The sequence below is a fragment of the Cellvibrio zantedeschiae genome (assembly GCF_014652535.1).
GTDB lineage: Bacteria > Pseudomonadota > Gammaproteobacteria > Pseudomonadales > Cellvibrionaceae > Cellvibrio > Cellvibrio zantedeschiae.
Genome location: NZ_BMYZ01000003.1, coordinates 145650 through 165399 on the forward strand (window position 1 = coordinate 145650; position 19750 = coordinate 165399).

General features: G+C 43.0%; 15 protein-coding genes. All 15 read right to left on the bottom strand.

Going from position 1 to position 19750, the window contains the following annotated elements:
- Nucleotides 1-3324 (bottom strand): glycosyltransferase, encoded by a 3324-nt coding sequence (locus IE104_RS14690; RefSeq protein ID WP_189419900.1) that lies wholly within the window; start codon nt 3322-3324, stop codon nt 1-3.
- Nucleotides 3325-3439: 115 nt separating this feature from the next.
- Nucleotides 3440-4336: an adenylyl-sulfate kinase gene (gene cysC / locus IE104_RS14695; RefSeq protein WP_189419902.1), complete on the bottom strand. Its 897-nt coding sequence runs from the start codon at nt 4334-4336 to the stop codon at nt 3440-3442.
- Nucleotides 4337-4338: 2 nt separating this feature from the next.
- Nucleotides 4339-5568 (bottom strand): ABC transporter ATP-binding protein, encoded by a 1230-nt coding sequence (locus IE104_RS14700; RefSeq protein ID WP_189419904.1) that lies wholly within the window; start codon nt 5566-5568, stop codon nt 4339-4341.
- An 18-nt stretch (nt 5569-5586) separates the two neighbouring features.
- Nucleotides 5587-6378, bottom strand: coding sequence for an ABC transporter permease (locus tag IE104_RS14705; protein ID WP_189419907.1), 792 nt, complete (start codon nt 6376-6378; stop codon nt 5587-5589).
- Between the two features lie 17 nt (nt 6379-6395).
- Nucleotides 6396-7427, bottom strand: a complete 1032-nt coding sequence (gene rfbB, locus IE104_RS14710; protein WP_189419909.1) for a dTDP-glucose 4,6-dehydratase — start codon at nt 7425-7427, stop codon at nt 6396-6398.
- A 34-nt stretch (nt 7428-7461) separates the two neighbouring features.
- Nucleotides 7462-8343, bottom strand: a complete 882-nt coding sequence (rfbD, locus tag IE104_RS14715; RefSeq protein ID WP_189419911.1) for a dTDP-4-dehydrorhamnose reductase — start codon at nt 8341-8343, stop codon at nt 7462-7464.
- Nucleotides 8340-8885 carry a dTDP-4-dehydrorhamnose 3,5-epimerase gene (rfbC, locus tag IE104_RS14720; RefSeq protein WP_189419913.1) on the bottom strand — a complete coding sequence of 182 codons (546 nt, stop codon included), beginning with the start codon at nt 8883-8885 and terminating at the stop codon, nt 8340-8342. Before rfbC ends, rfbD begins: the two co-directional genes overlap by 4 nt.
- A complete protein-coding gene (gene rfbA, locus IE104_RS14725) occupies nt 8885-9790 on the bottom strand; it encodes a glucose-1-phosphate thymidylyltransferase RfbA (protein ID WP_189419915.1) in 906 nt (301 codons plus the stop codon). The genes rfbC and rfbA overlap by 1 nt, the downstream gene beginning before the upstream one ends.
- 23 nt (nt 9791-9813) lie before the next feature.
- Entirely contained in the window at nt 9814-10593 is a 780-nt protein-coding gene (locus IE104_RS14730; RefSeq protein WP_189419917.1) for a sulfotransferase domain-containing protein, read from the bottom strand.
- A complete protein-coding gene (locus IE104_RS14735; RefSeq protein WP_189419919.1) occupies nt 10590-11441 on the bottom strand; it encodes a sulfotransferase family protein in 852 nt (283 codons plus the stop codon). Before IE104_RS14735 ends, IE104_RS14730 begins: the two co-directional genes overlap by 4 nt.
- Nucleotides 11442-11494: 53 nt before the next feature.
- Nucleotides 11495-12451: a glycosyltransferase gene (locus IE104_RS14740; RefSeq protein WP_189419920.1), complete on the bottom strand. Its 957-nt coding sequence runs from the start codon at nt 12449-12451 to the stop codon at nt 11495-11497.
- A gap of 399 nt (nt 12452-12850) precedes the next feature.
- Entirely contained in the window at nt 12851-13960 is a 1110-nt protein-coding gene (locus IE104_RS14745; RefSeq protein WP_189419922.1) for an acyltransferase family protein, read from the bottom strand.
- A gap of 26 nt (nt 13961-13986) precedes the next feature.
- Nucleotides 13987-15396 carry a sulfatase gene (locus IE104_RS14750; protein WP_189419924.1) on the bottom strand — a complete coding sequence of 470 codons (1410 nt, stop codon included), beginning with the start codon at nt 15394-15396 and terminating at the stop codon, nt 13987-13989.
- A gap of 86 nt (nt 15397-15482) precedes the next feature.
- Entirely contained in the window at nt 15483-16829 is a 1347-nt protein-coding gene (locus tag IE104_RS14755; RefSeq protein WP_189419926.1) for a Slr4 family S-layer protein, read from the bottom strand.
- Between the two features lie 684 nt (nt 16830-17513).
- On the bottom strand, nt 17514-19658 hold the full coding sequence (locus IE104_RS14760) for a secretin GspD/PilQ domain-containing protein (protein ID WP_189419928.1): 2145 nt from the start codon (nt 19656-19658) through the stop codon (nt 17514-17516).
- Nucleotides 19659-19750 lie beyond the last annotated feature (92 nt).

Below are 19750 nucleotides of genomic sequence, written 5' to 3' on the forward strand. Positions count from 1 at the left end.
TTAATTTACGCCGGGACGATACGAATGCGGAACCCAGGGGCCCCATTTTTTCTCGTAAGTTACTTTATTTTGTTCAAATAGCTTTTGACGCGCTTCCATTTTTAACTTATTGAACGATGCTGATAAATGGTGATGGATAAATACATCGTCTGCACAATAAATTGTAAAGCCAGCTTGTTCAACGCGACGACAGTAATCATCATCCTCAAAAAAACCTATACCAAAAGCTTCATCCAACAAACCAACTTTTTCGTAAGCGGCGCGCGAAATCATGACACAGAAAAAAGCAGCAGTACGCAAAGGTGTTAACTGACCTATGTGCCGCAAGGTGAATTTACTGGACTCAATCAACATTTCTTCCATAGTGGAATATTGAATAGCAATCTTGGCTTCGTTACCGATATTACCGGTCACCGGCCCCAGCAATCCAATGGATTGATCACGCTGCATGTGTTTAACCAAACTCGTAACCCAGCCAGGCGTCACATGGGTATCATTATTGAGCAATACCAGATAATCACCGGTCGCAACAACCAATCCCTGATTGTTTCCCGCAGCAAATCCTTTGTTATCAGGATTTAAAATAAGAATACGATTGTCGCCCTGCTTAGACCATTCACTCAAATAAGCAGGCGAATCATCGCTAGATGCATTATCAACAACAATAATTTCGAGGTTGGAATAATCCGTAAACTTATCCAAACTCATTAAACATTGCTTGGTTAAATCCAGATTATTGTAAGTGACAACTATAACGCTGACTTTTGGTTGTATTTGCAAATTATTAAGCGCGCGCGATAAATCACGTGCACGATGATGCCAGGTTTGCTGCTCTGCAAAAGCTTTACGCGCAGCAATTGCGGTGTCGGTGACCGGCTCGGCTAATACCGCAGCAACTTGCTCAGCAAAATTATCATGACTAGTTCCAACACGCACCAAATCACCAAACTGTTTGATCTCTGGAACATCGACGGCCACAACCGGTTTTCCTGCGCCAAGATATTCATAAACCTTGACAGGATTGGTCGCAAGAATTAGGGGAATTACTTTAAATGGCAACAAGCACACATCAAACGCATACAAATAATGAGTTAACTTTGGGTAAGGAACCTCACCAATAAACACAATATTATGCTGTGACTTCAATTGTGCTTTAGCGTTAACTGTGTCAGCACCAACCAATACAATCAAACAATCATTGAAGCGTTGCGATAATAAACGAATCAATTCGATATCGAACCACTCTGCAATCGCACCGTAGTAACCAATAATTTTTCGACCTTTTGCATCGCGATAAATATCGGCAGGCACCTGAGAAAAATATTCGTATTCGCCCGCATTGCGAATAACTTCTCGACGAGATGTGTGCTTGGCAACTATGTCGTCCAGAAAGCCGGATGTAGTAACAGTCAAATCTGCGGCGCGGAATAATTCATGCTCTAACGCAATAACTTCTTTGCCCGTATTTTCAAAACCTTCATGATGATCCATACAATCATAAACTAACTGACTATTGGGCAATTGCTGTGCAATCGGATACCAAAATGGATGCTGAACTAAATTAATGATTTTTTGAGTTTTAGCCCATAGCAAAAGTTCACCAATACTTGCTAACAATTGTTGCGTAACATCGGCTGAAGGCGCGTGATGGTAAATGACAGTTAAGGATTTAACGCACAGGTTTATTTGGAATAACCTGCCCTGTTTGTCCAACGGCTCTATTGAAAACCCCGGGACTTTAGCTTCAATTAAATTCGACGACACATAGAAAACACGGTCGCCTTCCTCTGCCAATGCTTGTGCAATTTGTTGTGGCCGCTGATGACGGAAATGCCAATCAATAACGCCCCACACGATAAAATCTTTGCCCGAAGAATCCACCGGCATAACAGGGGTCTTTCCTACTTGGACAAGATGAGGTGAAAGCGCTTGGGAATCTGAAGTAATCAAAGGTACCGAGGGCTTCATCATGGAGCGAATCACACCGCCAAACAAGGTACGATTAAAGCGCTGAACAAAACCCGGTAATCGCTGATTAATTGCTCGCAGGCCAAGCAAAATTTTGCTTTTATCTTCAACGCTTAATCCATGCTTTAGAAAACGCATCAGGAAACGCAGAGGTTTGGTAATTTTCCAGGAGTGACTATTTGTCATTAACTGAATGTGGGCATTTAAGCGATAGCTATGCTCATACGATAACTGAAGATCTCTACTTAAAATTGAAATGTTTTCATCAAGGGCCTTAATATGGGTATCGCGTTCAACAATATCTGCATTTAATTTTTTCACCTGAATGAAACGTTCCTGATTCAGGACTTCCAAGTCCCTGTACAAAATTTTAACTTGCTCCGCGCGTTCGCGGGTAAAACGTTCCAAATTTTCTATGTATTGATTTTTTTGCTCGATTGACTGCTCAGCTTGCAGCACTTTTGCATCAGCATCAGCCTTTGCAACATATAAATCATCGATAACAGTAAACGGAATTTTAGCAAACACTAAAGACTCATACCAAAACTTGAGGCGAGAATTGAAAGCGCTATCACTTAACGAGAGCTGATTACGGGCCACTTGCAATAATTCGGTATAAATCTCACGCACAAGATTCGGACAGGCTTCATCGAGATCCAAATCCGATAATTCATAATGTGTATGGCGCAAACTATTATCAACGAACTCGTTCAGGAATAAATCCAATTCTTGTGGGTTAATCGGCAGATCAATTTCTTTTGCAAGCCTGGCCAGTTCACTAGCAGAGTTCTGCATAAAAAAATCATAATCCACAAGGGATAAATTTTCTTTATTGGAAAATGTCAGCGCTGTAATGACATGGGTAAACCACAAAAGATAAGCTTTCTCAGCGACAAAACCGTCGCGCTTTTGCAAAGACTTAACCACGCTCAGTGGATGACGAATCGTTAAGAGGTAACTTACATCAAATTGGCAGTGCGTAAATACTTGATCCCAAAATGGCAAGAGCTTGGCTATGCGTGGATCTTTTAATCCAAAAATGCGCGCTTGAGCCGTTTTGTCACGTAAGATCTCAACAGCTCTCAAGAAGAATCCTTGTTGCTGCAATTGTTGAATATTCGCCTCCGTTATGGGAGTTAAGTAATCCCATTCACTGTTTATTGCATGCAACATCTCAATATTGAAAGCGTTAATGTCTGCATCTTCCCAGAAGCCTTTAGCATTAACATCCGCCATGGCAGGCAAAAGATTATCACCGAGGTTGACCCCCATAACCTGCAAGCCACGGGTGATTAAACTCGTGCCTGTACGATGCATGCCGATAACAACAATTAATTTTTTAGTTTCTGTAACCACAGTAACTCTCTTGAATAAAAAGGCGAAAATAATAGGCTGACGTTGATGAGTACTATTTTCCTACACTTTAGGATTAGACACCATTCCATTTAAAGCATGGGGCTGTTGGACTGGATTAAACCAGACCCAAATATTGGACGATCTGCTCAACACACTCTTCCGCAGTTTGGTTGGCCGCAAATAGATGAAGCTCTGGCTGGACAGGCTTTTCGTAGGCGCTATCTATACCGGTAAAATTCTTTAACTCACCGCGACGAGCTTTTGCATAGAGACCTTTTACATCACGCTTTTCACATTCGCTTAAAGGCGTATCGACAAAAATTTCGATGAACTCCCTATCCGCAAATAGTTTGCGCGCCATTAAACGCTCAGCACTGTAGGGAGAAATAAACGACGCCAGAACCACCAAACCAGCATCTACCATCAAGCGCGCAACTTCAGCAACGCGACGAATGTTCTCGACCCGATCCGCTTCTGTAAATCCCAAATCGCGGTTTAAGCCATGACGCAAATTATCGCCATCCAGCAAATAAGTGTGCATTTTTTTGTCGAAGAGACGCTTTTCTAACAAATTGGCAATGGTTGATTTTCCAGAACCCGATAAACCAGTAAACCAAATGCATAATGCTTTTTGCTGTTTTGATTCGGCGCGTGCGGCTTTATTGATAGTGAGTTGCTGCCAGCGAATATTGGTTGCGCGATGTAGCGCGAACTCAATGTGCCCATATCCCAAAGGTTCCGATGATTGCGCATCAAGGATGGTAAAATTTTCTTCGTTAGCCAGCGCGACAGGCTCTGAGGTACTGATATTAATTAATGCACGCTCATTTGCATCGATTCTTTTTGCTGAAAGATGCTCGCCCGTTTGTTCCTGTTCGCGATACTTAATTGCGGTAACATTAAATAAAACTGAATTTATTCCCGCCACTAATAAATAAGTGCGGCCTGCCAATAACGGACGACTGGATTGCCATAAAACTTTTGCCTGGAATTGATCAGCTGATTGCAACATGGCTATTTTTCCTCCCAATGAGCATCCATAGGCAATGGAAATAAGCCTGTAAATTTATCCCGCACATCGTCAACCATTTCTATTGAAAGTAACTCATCGTAACGGCTCATCATTACCGTCAATTCAATGCTGGGTGCACTCACTAATCGAATGCGAATACGATAAATACCTTTTTGATAAATGCAGTGTAAATCCACCTGTAACCGACGTACGCCTTCGAATTCTGGTATAGCAATCCGGCGGCCACCTAATTGCATGCCCCGACTATCAATGATATCTAAAATTAAAAATGGGCATTCAACGGCAATGGTTTTATTAACATCAATCAATAATGCGAGCTTATCCCCGTAAGCCAGGGTTGCGTGCTGCCCCATATTTAAAAATTGAGCCGCAGCCACATCAAATCCAGTAGCAGCAAAACCTTTTTCATGGCGCTCTAAAGCTACTCCTAAACCAGCCTCGTCAACGCGATCTTTCTGAACAATAAAAAGATACTCAGCGATAACATCATCTGGCAAACCTGATTTAACAACCTGGCCTTTATCGAGCAATAATGCCCTGTTACAAAATGCGCGCACCGCACTTAAATCGTGCCCAACAAATAGAAGCGTTGTACCGCGCTTTAAAATTTCTTCTATCTTTGCGAGCGCCTTTGCTTGGAACCGCGCATCGCCAACGGACAAAGCTTCATCGACAATTAATACATCAGGATCAACATGAACCTGCACCGCAAAAGCCAAACGCACCATCATACCAGAGCTGTATGTTTTCACTGGCCGATTAATAAAATCACCGATATCAGCAAAAGCCACAATCGCTTCGTAACGTTCCTGAATTTCAGTTTGACTCAAACCCAAAATGGATGCATTGAGAAAAACATTTTCTCTGCCGGTAAACTCAGGGTCAAAGCCACTACCTAACTCCAATAGCGCAGCAACCCGCCCTTTCACTTCTGCACAACCTTGGGTAGCTTGCAAAGTTCCCGCAATAATTTGTAACAGCGTGCTCTTTCCACTGCCATTCAAACCTATGATGCCCAAGCTATCGCCAGTCGCCACACTGAAGTTAATATTATTTAAGGCCTGCACCGGTTGGCAGTATTCACCAATAAGTTTTTTAGCGTAACGAGGAAATAGCTTGCCCAATACACGCACAACTAAAGGCACAAACAAACGACTGAAAGGCGTTTTCCAAATTAGGTATGTTTTTGAGAGATTAGTAACGTGAATCATAGATATTCCCTGGCCGCCTTAAAGAACATCTGCAAAGCCAGGCTTTACTTTACGAAAGAAGTGGTTACCCGCATACGCCACCAGAATTGCTACTAATGAATAAATTGCCAAGCCACTAAAGCTTGGTAAATTTCCATAAATTAATACAGCGCGACTCGCTTCCACAACATAGGATAAGGGGTTTAAAAATAACAGCGTTTGAAATTGTGCGGGCAATATACTGGTTGAATAAAATACCGGACTTAAAAAAAGCAACAAGGTTGCCAAGGTTCCGGTGATTTGCTGAATATCGCGCAAGTACACACCCAGCGCTGCCAGAAGCCATGAAACACCCAGCAATAAAATACAGTAAGGCAATAGAATAATGGGTAAGAGCAGCGCAGTCAGGGGAATGGTTTTCAACTCAAACAAAATTAATATTAGCAAAAGCACAAAACTAATAATGAAAGTGAACAAGCCGCTCATTAACGTAACCCATGACAAAATATCCAGGGGAAATACAATTTTTTTCACGAAGTTTTGGTTGGTTACAATTAGCAAAGGCGACTTGGTTAAGGTTTCTGTCAACAATCCATGAATCGTCAAACCTAAAAACAAAATAATTGCAAAACTTAAAGTTGTCTCGCCGGATGAATCACTCCAGCGCGATTTAAATACTGTTTGAAACACGAAGGTGTAAATCGACAACATAACGATTGGTGTCACCAACGACCACAACAAACCCAAAGCAGAGCCGCGATAACGCGCTTGCACGTCGCGCTTTAGCAACTGCCAAATGAGCGATCTATTTTTCCAAGCTTGAGTAAACATAAAAATTCCGGCAGCAATTATTGGTTTTGTAGCATCCAGGCAATTGTTTTACGAATGCCCGTTTCAAAACTCTCCACAGGGCGATAATTTAATTCGGCATGACACTTTCCGGGATCTATAGCGTAACGTCGGTCGTGCCCTAAACGATCTGTAACATAGGTAATCAAAGATTTTGCCGTGCCGCCGTTCGCGCAGGGCGACAAATGAAATCGTTCACACAAGGAAGCGTCTCGAGCAAAATATTCATCAAGTAAACTGCAAATCAAATTGACTATATCAATATTGCGCCATTCATTTTCGCCACCAACGTTGTAGACCTCGCCGGGCTTTCCGCGTTGCAAAATTAAATCTATAGCGCGGCAATGATCCTCCACATAAAGCCAGTCGCGTATATTTTTTCCATCGCCATAAATCGGCAGAGATTTGCCCAATAATATATTTTTAATAATGAGCGGAATTAACTTTTCGTTATCCTGATAAGGACCGTAGTTATTTGAACAATTGCTGGTGGTCACACGCAAACCATAGGTGTGATGATAAGCCCGCACCAAATGATCAGAGGCTGCTTTGGATGCAGAGTATGGCGAATTAGGTGCAAACGAAGTTTGCTCGGTAAACGCGGGCGCCGTATCAGTTAAAGAACCGTACACCTCGTCGGTAGATACGTGATGAAACCTGTGATCATCAACACCCTTATCCAACCAATGCTTTTTGGCAACTTTCAGCAAGCTATGAGTACCTAAAACATTTGTTTGTATAAATGCATCCGGTCCCGAGATAGATCTATCCACATGGGATTCAGCCGCAAAATGCACAAGGGTATTAATTTGATGCTGCTCAAATAATTTTTCAATTAGCAGCTCGTCGCAAATGTCGCCCTGCACAAAAACCAATCCTTGAGATTCCAAACTGGCGATATGTTTACGGTGCCCTGCGTAGGTCAAGGCATCCAACACAATCAACTGATCATTCGGGTAATTTTCTAACCAGTAATGGCAAAAATTTGCGCCGATAAATCCAGCACCACCGGTAACAAGCATTTTTTTCATATAAGAATTCAATAAATAATTTATAGAGCAAAAATCATAAGGCTTTGAGTGCCTGCAACATTTTTGTTAAGGCCTCACGCCAATGCACCGGGGTAAGGTTTAAAGTTTCCCAAGTATTTTTTTTATCTAAAACGCTGAACGCAGGACGCTGCGCCGGTGTTGGGTAATCTACAGTTGCAATAGGTTTAATAGCAGGCTTACGCTGCAACAAGCCATGGATTTCAGCTTGCTCGACAATCGCGACCGCAAAGTCATACCAGCTAGCAACACCTGCATCTGAAAAATGCCACATGCGCTGCCCAGGTTTTAGCAACAATAATTGCCATAGCATTTCAGCCAAATGCGTAGCGTAAGTTGGCGTACCAATTTGATCCGCCACTATACCTAACTGCTCCCGCTCGCTCGCTAAACGTAAAATCGTTTTTGCAAAATTAGCGCCCTGCTCCCCGTACACCCATCCTGTACGAACAACGTAAGCACTAGTGCACTCGCTCAACGCCAGCTGCTCACCTTGTTGTTTGGTTTTTCCGTAGACGCCTAAGGGATTTGTTTGATCGGAAGTTTCATAAGGACTTGATTTTTTCCCATCGAATACAAAATCCGTTGAAATATGAATTAACGTTTTTTTGTTTTTTTCGCACCAAATCGCAAGTTGCTTCACTGCCTCGGAATTTACCGTTTGCGCCAACAGCCAATTACTTTCTGCTTTGTCTACTGCTGTATAAGCAGCCGCATTGATAATTGCATCCAGCGAAAATTGATCGAGAACATTCGCTATAGTGTCGGGCTTTTCCAGATCCAGATCGGCGCGGGTTAACGCAATTAATTCCAGGTTACCGGCCGCCGCGAAAAACGATTGTGTCTTTTGCAATGCAAAACCGAGTTGGCCATTCGCACCGGTAATTAAAACCTTCACGCGTAAACCTCAGCTTCCGCCAAAGATTTTGCCGCCAAATCTTTTGGTGACAAAATCGGTGAAGCATTCCCTATTGGCCACTGAATGTTAAGGTCGGCATCATTCCACAATAATGAGCGATCAAATTCTGGGGCATAGTATTCCGTACACTTGTAGTAAAGCTCTGCGTGCTCACTGACAACACAAAACCCGTGTGCAAACCCAGCCGGAATCCACAGCATTAATTTATTTTCAGTTGAAAGATTCACACCAACCGACTGACCAAAGGTAGGTGACGATTTACGCAAATCAACAGCAACATCAAACACCTCGCCCGAGATAACTCGTACCAATTTACCTTGCGGTTTTTGGATTTGATAATGCAAACCGCGCAACACATTTTTTTGTGATGAACTTTGGTTGTCTTGTACAAATTTAATATCCATATCAAGATCATCAAACCATTGTTGGCGAAAGCTTTCATAAAAATAGCCGCGCTCGTCGCCCCACACTTTGGGTTTGAGTATTAATACTTCTGGAATAGCCGTTTTAATAACTTCCATCAAAACACTCGATCATTCAAAATTTCTAACAAGTATTGTCCATAGCCACTTTTTAACAAAGGTTCAGCAAGGCGAGACAATTGTGCTTTATCGATATAACCCATGCGGTAAGCAATTTCTTCCGGGCAAGCGACTTTTAAGCCCTGGCGTTTTTCAATTGTTTGGATAAATTGACTGGCGGCCAATAAATTATCGTGCGTGCCAGTATCTAGCCAAGCGGCTCCGCGACCCAACAATTCAACTGTCAGCTGCCCGCGCTCTAAATAGGTTTTATTGACATCGGTGATTTCCAACTCACCACGCGCAGAAGGCTTAATAGATTTTGCAATCTCAATAACGCTGTTATCGTAAAAATATAAACCCGTTACTGCATATTTTGATTTTGGTTGCGCAGGCTTTTCTTCAATCGATAATACATTGCCCTGATCATCAAATTCGACCACACCATAGGCACGCGCATCATCAACATGATAACCAAATACAGTCGCTCCGCTCGTGCGGGCATCTGCATTTTGTAATAAGCGTGAGAATTCGTGCGCGTAATAAATATTATCGCCAAGTACTAATGCACAATTGTCATCGCCGATAAATTTTTCGCCGATAATAAATGCTTGCGCTAAACCATCTGGCGAGGGCTGTTCAGCATATTCAATATGCAAGCCCCAATCACTACCATCACCTAATAGCTCACGATAAGTAGGTAAATCACGCGGAGTAGAAATAATTAAAATTTCGCGAATGCCCGCCAACATCAGGGTGGTCAGCGGATAATAAATCATGGGCTTATCGTAAATAGGAACGATTTGCTTGCTAATCGCTTTCGTCAGTGGATAAAGCCGAGTGCCGGAGCCTCCCGCAAGTACAATACCTTTGCGATTTTTTTTGGGAAAATCTTTGTTCGACATCTATTTAAAATTCCATAAGGATTTTATTTTAGCCAGCGCCAATCGGCAGCCACGCCCATTTCGAGCAACACCATTTTTAACTTCATGTTGGCTGCATGAAAACGCCATTTCAAAAAAGTTTTAACCAGAGAGTAATAAGGTGATAAATGTTTCTTTTGATAATTACCGGAAAACACTTGTTCCGATTTAATGCCGTGCGTTGGATCAATTGCCAAAAACTTACACACCTTTGCCATAGCCTCAGCGTGCTTATGTTTTAGCTCTTCGCTCTCCAACACTAAAATTTGGGCATCACTAAAATACTGACGCACACAGTTGAGTTGCTCCGCATAGAACCCACGATCCACATAAGAATGACAACGATGTGCGTGCCCTAAATTTTTACCTTCTGCGAGCAGCCGCCCAGACTCTCGCAATAGCGCCAGCCATAAGGGCAAAGTTTCGTTTGTACGAGATTTTTCCATTTCATAATGCGAAATGGCGCGCTCTGCCGGATCACGCAAAATGATAATTAACTTGAGTGCCGGATTATACCGCTTTAATGCGGGAATTATTTCTGGCCGGTAGAGATAAATCGGCGTCGCTTCGCCCCAAACCAGAGACTCATTCGCACCCTCAAAATAGTTTGAATAGCGCTGGTTAATTTCCTCAACAGTCCAATCTTGCGAATAGTCAGGCGCATCAAACAAATGAACTTCTTTTCCAGCAGCCATACACACATCTGTATGCTGCGCTAAAAAATGGCTTAGCGCGCTGGTACCGGATTTTTGCGCGCCTATGATCATGAAATCCAATGACTTCACGCCGCCTCCCGAATAGATTCCATCAATTCGGTAATTTGATCACGCGAATAGAATTCCCAAATAGCATCGCCAAACCGCATTAAGCGGCGATAAAGCTGCTCCATAAGCACCAAGTCATATGCATCGTTACGGCTTGCTCTGGTCTGGATATTGCCCGTATAAGGCGATGACAGCGACAATGCCTGCCCTATAACTCGTGGATCCACTACAAAATCTTCGTAGCGCAAAATTCGATTGGGCAACTCATTCAAAAAGCGTTGGCAAAACCATTCCAGAATATGCAGCTGCCGCTCAATCCGCCCGGGAGTATCCGCTAATAAATCCGCTAAATCAGGGCTATACATTTCGCCCGCAGGAATACGGCCTTCGTTGACAGGCAATGCTACAGAGTTCCAACTGGCCAGCACAGAAAGCGGGTTGCGCACTATGCCGTAAACGGGAAAAGCCTCGCGCAGCTCCGGCAACAGCGCCGTGAAAAGTGCGTTGTGTTTAATGACCAAGGTGAAGTCAGCGTTCTGAATATTTTTGCTGACCGAAATCGTCCCTAGCGCCGTTTCTGGCTGACGCAAACCGCCTTCGGCACTTTCATATCCCACCGGGTTTTCAGGCACAACACCGTTTTTTTGGCGGGAATACACTTCGCCCGAGGTTAAGGCTTGCTTGCGAGTATTCTTAGCGAATTGTTCAATTAGATTTACGGCAGCCAATCTCCCCTTTCTGGGCTCAAAATCGCTGGGTGTCATTGGCTCCATCAAGGCCACCAAATTGGCATGATGATTTAAAATATTGCAGCTTAAGGTTGTTCCTGCGCGCGGTAGTCCGGTTAGGAGTATGGTATTTATGCTCAATCTGTATCTCTTTAACGTGAGTGCGAATCTTTAACGCACCATCCAGGATTGGTTTACATCGCCCACAACTTTTTTACATTGGCCATTATTTCCAGAAAAGCTTGGCGCTCTTTAGCCAAATTATGAGCGCGCAGAGTTTCGCCCATTTCTCGTTTAAATACTGTTAAAACATGTTCATTTTGCAGCAGATGTTTTGCTTGTGCAGCACTTGCCAGAATCGCTTCGAGATTATATTCGGGCATCAGGCAATTTTGGTTGTCTTTGCAAAAATCGCGATTACCAACGCAATCAGGAACAATAACCAGATCACAATACTTCATAGCCTCCAACGCAGGGAGATAGAAACCCTCCGTGACATTAGGAAGCAATATCGCAACACGACTTGCCGCCAAATACTCGAACAGCAAATCACGCGGAACCTGTTCGCTCACCAACACGACTTTCTCACCAGAGACAGTCAGCTGCTCATGTATTTCCCGTGAAAGCCCCGGTTGCTTTACACCCAGAATGATCACGTCATAAGATTTCTCGAGCGACAGGTCGGGTAAGTCGACACCATTGGGGATAGTAAACACTGGCCCCTTAACTTTCTCCGTCTGCTGGATCGCATCGGCGACCTGTTGGGAGACACAAATTCGTATCGCGCGCTGGGTCAAATATTGATACACATCTTCCGCAGGGTCCGCATGACGCACATGCTGAATTAAATTTATAACCGGTTGGTTTGGCGGGTGATCAACAGCTAAATAATCGCGCCAATCCATACCTGCCAAAAACACGTAGTCGTAATTTGCGGGCAGATACTCTACTGACCTCTTGCCAAACCAAGGGTTAGAGGCATCCATGCGGCTGTTATCCGACAAACTGACACAGGGAACAAAAGAGGCGCTGGAGGCCAAATGTTCAAAGTAATCTGCAACCTTCAAATGCCCACCAAAAAGTTTTTGCACATCGCGATAAAAAAGCACGCGCTTCGGCCTAAAAATTTTTTGATAGAGACTTTTAAACACATCAAAACCTTGGCTTTTGGGAAGGCGCCATTAAAACATAAGCAGATATCTTTATCTGCCCCCTAAATAGCTCACATAAAGCCGGGCTAATTTCCTACAAAAATAGCGATTTTAGCGACTATTTCATAGGGTTCATTTTAAGCACAATGCTTACCACAAGGAGGAACTTAAGGAAGATTGTCGATCAAGTAAGATCAACGGAAGCGCCCTTTAGAAGAAAGGATGTTAGCTAAGGGGAAGAGTGGATGCTCAATGTACACATAGGATTTGTGTACAACAGGATGTATAGAACCAGGAATGTTTGGGAGATTTTCAGGAAACTGGATGCTGTTATGGGGCTGCACCGAAAGGGCAGCCCCTCTCTTGTTTAAGCTGCTACATTTCCCCTGCGCGGGTCAATTAAGATGCACTTTGTTTCAATCTAATTTTCGCTGTTGGTCGCTCGATATAAAGCCAGGTTACATGGGAGATGCAAATACCCAGCAGCAACATCGCCCAAGCAGCTAGCGGCATTTGCGGTGCGAAGTACTTGATGAGCGCAACGGACGTTGTATGAAAAAAATACAAGCTAAAACTGATGAATCCCAAATATCTTAATATCGGCATTTCGAAGAACACCCGAAATAATCCAAAACCATTTACGCACGCAAATAACACCAAGCTCCACAAACCACCGAACCACAAAACCTCTTTATGGTAATAATCTAAAGGAATATTTTTGTTTGTAATTAAATTGGTTACAGAAGGAATTAAATACACCAATCCAAAAACCCCAACGATCGCCCAGGCATCAATTAAAATCCGAACACTTTTTTTATTTAGGAATAATGATTTTTTTGAATAGTGATGCAGGGACGCGAGCCCACAACCCATTAGAAAGATGCCAATATAGGGGCCCAATAATGACGGATAAAGCGTTTCACCCTCTTTTGGCCACACCAGCTGACCAAGCGCAATTAACAATAAGGTTGTCGCGACAGATAGATAAACATTATTTTTGAATACCACTGCATATAGAAACGCGATTAGCGGCAAAATAAAGTAAAAACGAAATTCCACCAAGATACTCCAGGAAACCCCCACTCCATCAATTAAAAAAATGTGCTCATATATTTGTTGGAGTGAAAGGATGTAAGGCACACCTAAGGGTTTGGGCAATCCCAGAAGAACCCACAAATAATTCCCCGATATAAAACAAAACAATAAAAAGAAAATATATAAAGGATATATTCGAAAAAAACGTCTCAAAAAATAATTTGCCAGCGGAGCAATCTTAAACGCATCACGACCTTTCTCCAGAAACGGCAGCGTCAGCAAAAAAGCGCTTAATAGAAAAAATAGATAAACACCTTCCTTGCCTATGCCTGCCAAATTTAAAAAGGGGAATAGAAAAAATTCTTGATTGCTTGTATGACTCAAAAAAACTAATAGTACGGCTATACCGCGCAAACCATCCAGCGAATCAATTTGAAAACGAGCATCAGATAATTCTCTACCGCGCATAAACATTAGGCATACGACCTTATTATTACCAACTAAACCAGGAAAGCTTTTAAATGGTTTTTGATATCCTGAAATTCAGTTCTACTACTGAGATTAAACCATTCATGAGGATCGGTTTGATGATCATATAACTCTTCGCTGTTGTCGGCATAACGAATGTATCGCCACCGCTCATCTACAACTGAATCATTACCTTTTCCGTAAGTAGTAAACGCTGGTGTTTTCTTCTGTAGTGCGGGATTTTTTAACAGGGGAACCAGGCTTTCGCCACTTAATTTATGATTTGGTGCGGTTAACCCACATAATTCAATGAGCGTGGGATATATATCTACCAAGCTTACTGCTTGATTTGACGTGCTTTGTGGAGTTGTAATTTTAGGTGCACGCAATATAAGCGGAATACGTGTAGCCTGATCCCACAGCGTAAATTTTCGCCAGTGTAGTTTCTCGCCCAAATGGAATCCGTTATCGCTCCATAGCACCACGATTGTATTTTGAGAATGCTTTCCTTCATCCAATGCGGCCATTACTCTGCCAAGATGCTCATCAACACATGTAATAGCAGCCATATAAGCCTGAACTGCCTTCTTCCAATTATCAGATTTCACTACATGATAATAATCTGAATTTTCAATTTTTAGTTCTTGTGAAAATGGATTAGCGAGGGCCATTTTTTTTGCTGCCAAAGAAACATCATCCAGATCATCTTCCTTCACCCAAGGCAAGCTTATTTCTTCAAGCGGATATTTATTTAAATAAGACTCCGGCAAGTACCAAGGTAGATGCGGGAAACGAAAGCCTACGCCCATAAAAAATGGTTTTTCGTAATTCCGGGCTAATTCATTCACAGCCCAATCAGCAATTTTTGCGTCCGTAAGTTCTTTTTCATCTACCGCAATTGCACCCCAATCAAAGGTATCCGTATCAACGACACCTTCGCCAGCCATTTTATTTAGAGATGGATTTTGCCGACGTTGCGAGGCTGGACGTGCAAATTGCTCGTACTTATCCCATGCACTTATTTGCGGATAAGTGTCATGGAAAATCTTTCCAGCAGCCAAGGTGTAGTAACCATTGTCTTTAAAGTGCTCGGGCAAGGTACGAATATCTGGCAGGAAATCGCGAAAGAGTTCATCGCTAAAAATATTTGATTGGTTGGCATATAAGCCAGTGAGCATATTATTGCGAGCTGGCATACACCAAGGAACAGGTGTGTGCGCATTGGTAAATAACATTCCCTGCACAGCAAGTTTATCGATATTTGGCGTTTTTGCGCTTGGAACACCTTCACGCAAATGATTTAAACAACCAATCCAGGTATTCAAGTCATCAATTGCAATGAATAAAACATTTGGCTTTTTATTGGATGGCGTACACCCAACACCAGCAGCTCCAATAGCCAGAGAACCCAAACTCCATTGCAAAAATTTTCTACGCAACATAACGCTAATTCGCCATTAAATCCTGTTTTATAAAAATAAAAAAAGGGAGCCGAAGCTCCCTTTTTTTACTTAACTATATTACTGAATTACTTCAGTTTTACAGTGTCAGTAGACTTGTCACCAGCGTTAACGATGGTGGTAGCTGCATCAATGTTAGCTTGAGCAGATACGATAGCTACAGTAGCAGCGGTACGAGAAGCGCCAGTCAATGTTACCAAATCCACAGATGGGATGATGGTAGTAGAGTTAGCCTTCAAAGTACCAGTTGCTTTAGCACCAGCAGCAGCAGTTACGCCAGTTTCTGGAGTAAAGGTTACAGCATAAGTAACATCTGCAGCACCACGGTTAACCAATACTAAACGTTGAGTATAGCCTTCGAAAGTAGTGATGTATGGAACTTGGATGGTTGTACCGTTACGAACTACATCACCCACTTTGCCAGAGAATACTGCTGGCGCCCATACCGCGTTGGTTACAGCGGTGTAAGTCACAGTAGCACTGTATGATGATTCTGGAATCACTTTAGAGCCATCAGAAACGATGCAGAAATATGGTCTAGCAGTAACTGTAGCAAAAGTAGAGGTTGCAAACGTCTTGCTTGTATCAACTGTCAAGTTAGTAGAAGCACCAGAACAATCAGCAGCCGCATTCAAAGTGTAAGTGTTAGCAGCAGTTAAAGTGAAGTCGCCGGTAATTTTCACAGCAGCTGCAGAAGCAATGTCAGCAAGAGTGGTAGTAACACCCACACGATTTACTGTAGAAGTATCAACGGTCAAATCAATTTTACCAACCGGAGTGGTTGTGTTGGTAAATTTCTTGAACGCTTGCTCAACATCAGCAGTTGCAGTGCCAGCAGCGAAAGATTGCTTCAAGCCCGAAACCACGCTAACTAACTCGGCAGCTGAAGTTTTAGTGTACCAAGCATCTTTTGAAGTAGATGCACCGGTAAAGGTTTCATGTGCAGAGAAGGTAACTGAAACAGGGTCTAAAGAAGTAGTCAAGCCGAGAGAGGTTATGCCAATAACTGGAGTAGCCGTTTGAGTAACAGCACCGGTAGCAGTAACTTTGAAAATTACATAACTGAAACCATTACCACCTTGTTGGATAGCACCAGTAGTGTTCGCCAATGTCCAAGATGGGTCTGCCTTAAAGATACCTTTAGACAAGCTAACACGAACGTAGGCTACGTCGTTGGTTACCATAGCTTTAGAAATTGGTGCTGATACATCAAGATCAGCGTCTGCACCACTAGTAATAGTGTAATAGTCAACACCGCTAACAGTTGTTTTATCAGAAGATAAAATTGTTTCTTTCGCATACTTTTCTGCAGGATAAGCACTTGCAGCAGTAGTATCGATGTTGGTAACAGCAAAAGCTGAACCTGAGAACATAGCAGCAGCAATAGCTACGCCTAAAATTTTCTTGGAAACCATATGGTTAAACTCCTAATTAGTAAACTTTATAATCAACGTTGATTTGATTGGTCTTGGGGTCCTTGGGTCTGCAAGAGCAATCCCACGATTTAAAGACCGACCAAGAATATACCCTATCAAATCAATTTATCAAGCCTTAAGTTATTAAAAGCAGACACTTACCAAGGGAAGTGAATGTATTTCACAACCATAATGCACAAAATATGCACACCAAGAGCATAAAATACACATCCCCAACGCCAGCTGAACAATGTTTTACGGCAATAATTACCGTTTTATAACAAACGGTACCAGTAAAACAGTATGCACAGGTTAAGCACCGAGTCTAAACTACCTTTTTACACTTACTGTCATGCTAAAAGTATGCCTAACTTTAAAGGCTAGCTGCTTAATGTGTACACTTTATTACAAAGATATTTCTTGGTAAGCACAGTGTAGAAGCTTTATACAATTATTCTGCTTTTATTTATGCGATTTTTCGCCAATGTAGACTTACTTAAAAGGGCGTTTGGGCTGCAAAGTCACTACAGCCATCAAAGTAAAATCTGATGAGTGTTATTCGCGCTTATAAGTGGAATCTATTATAGGACTTTTGTGCTGGGAGGGAAATGCTGTTTTAATGGGACGGTTTACTCCTTGACGTCCCCCCTCCATGAGGGGGGACGTCAACTCATTCTGAGTTAGCTACTCTGCCTTTTGGAAGGCATCCTGAATGGTTTTAGTGATGGCTTCACCTTCTGTGGGAGTTTCTATTACATAAGGAATAATCATTACCACAAGCTCCGTGCGATCAGTACCGCCGGTATCACTCCGGAACAATTTACCTAAAAGCGGAATTGAACCCAATTTAGGGACTGCTGATCTAGTAGAAGACTTGTTGGTAGAAATAAGTCCTCCCAACAATATTGATCCACCGTCCCGCAGGGTAACGATGGTTTTAATTTTACGATTGAAAATAGTGGGCGAGTCAATGCTACTCGTATCGGTTTTTGTTGCTTCACTAAGCTCTTGATCAATATCGATATCTATATTGCCCGACGCATGCACCACCGGTTTAACAGCTAAACGAACGCCGGTTTTGGCATTATTAATGTTTTGCACCACAAAATCTGCTGAGCTACCGGTTGTTGATGCGGAGCCACGAGTAGGAACCTCCTTACCGACATCAATTGTCGCTTCTTGGCCGCTTTTGACCATTAAGCGCGGACGTGAACGAATTTCGGCACGCTTGTTTTGTTGGAAAAGATTAAGTATTGCGCGGGTTTGGCCTGCGCTATTAATAGTGCCCGTAAGACCTGATTTGCCTATGCCCAAGCCACCTAAGGTTTTTACAGTAGCATCATAAACGCGACCGTTATTACTCACTATACCGTTGGTAAGGAGCTCTACGCCGCTGCTATCACTGTCATTAAGCGATACCTCTGCGATAAGCATTTCTATTAATACCGATGGTGCCGACTTATCCAGAGACTGAATAACGGGTAACAAATCTGCCCACGCCTGACCACTTCCTTTATATACGATGGTATTTCTATTGGTATCAACCGCAAAGTTACCACCACTAATACTCCCGGCGGATGGGCGGTTAGACGTTGAATTTGTCGTTACAGCATCTGATACAGCGCTGCCTTGGGGTGTAGCGTTTCTTGACATAGAAGCGCTCGAAGAGCTAGGCGACGCACCACTTTCGATACCATTGAGCAGCTCGACGATGTGGCCTGCTTCAGTATTCCGAACCTCGTATGAAAAGATACCTTGATCAATACTCATCTGCTGGCGACGATCTAGCGTTTTTACCCAATCACGAACATGATCGAGTATTGCTTGAGAACCTGCAAATACAACTAATTGATTGGTACCGTCCAACGGTATAATGATTATTGAGCCTGGAGCTGACTTTAAACTAGCATCGTAGCCTTCGGCACTGAGAACATCTTTCAGATTTCTACTTAAGTCAGACGCTTTAGTAAACGCTGGCTCAATACTAGTTGAATATTTACCGCGCATAAAAGGCTGATCTAGGACGTCAATAATCGCCAAAGCTTGTCTTACCACATCTGGCTTACCACTGATCATCACTGCATTTCGTATCGCATCCTCCGTAACCTTTATGTCCTTACCCTGTAATGCGGAAGAAACCCAGCTAGCCACTTTATTGTTACCCACTGTTTTCAACTGCACAAACATGAACACTGGGCGATGGGATTCCGGAACATCGGGGAGTGTACGGCCGCTTATTAATAAGGGGGTCTCACCGCCGCTCACGTTTTTATCTACCGTAAAGCTATAAACATTGTCTTGCTGTGAAATAGCTACGCCGTAGGCTGATAAGGTACGTGCAGCTATGCGGAAGAGTTCGGACGGTGGAATAGGATCGTTAACCCGTAATGACACCAGATCTGTTTGCTTCTGGATTTGCGGATCGAGACTGAATGATAAACCCAATTGATTGCCAAATACTTCATTAATAAACACTGGCAGCGGCATATCGTGATAATTAGCGCTGAGAGGTTGGCCAGTTAAGTTGGGACTCAACTCTCTCACCTGTGAATCGGCCACGGTGCTGGTGATATTCACGCCCGGCCCAGGTTTGTACTGGGTTTGCATGTTGATATTTTCAGGCGTAAAGGTGGGTATATCCAACTGCGCCTTGGGTTCACGCAGGGGCTTTAGCTCTGCAATGGGGCTGACTTTTGCCGCCTGGGCTTTTTTTTCTGCATCACTGGACTGCAAAGAGTTACAACCCGCGATGGCTAACACAAGTGGTATAACCGCCCAAAAGCGCGGGGAGCTTGCGTGGATCGATTTTTTAATGCTGTGAGTCGACATTCGGCTGTATTTCCTTGGTGAAACAGATGGTGCGATATGGGTTTGCATGTTGGTTTTTGCAGGTGTGCGAATACTAGCGTTAATGTGATTTT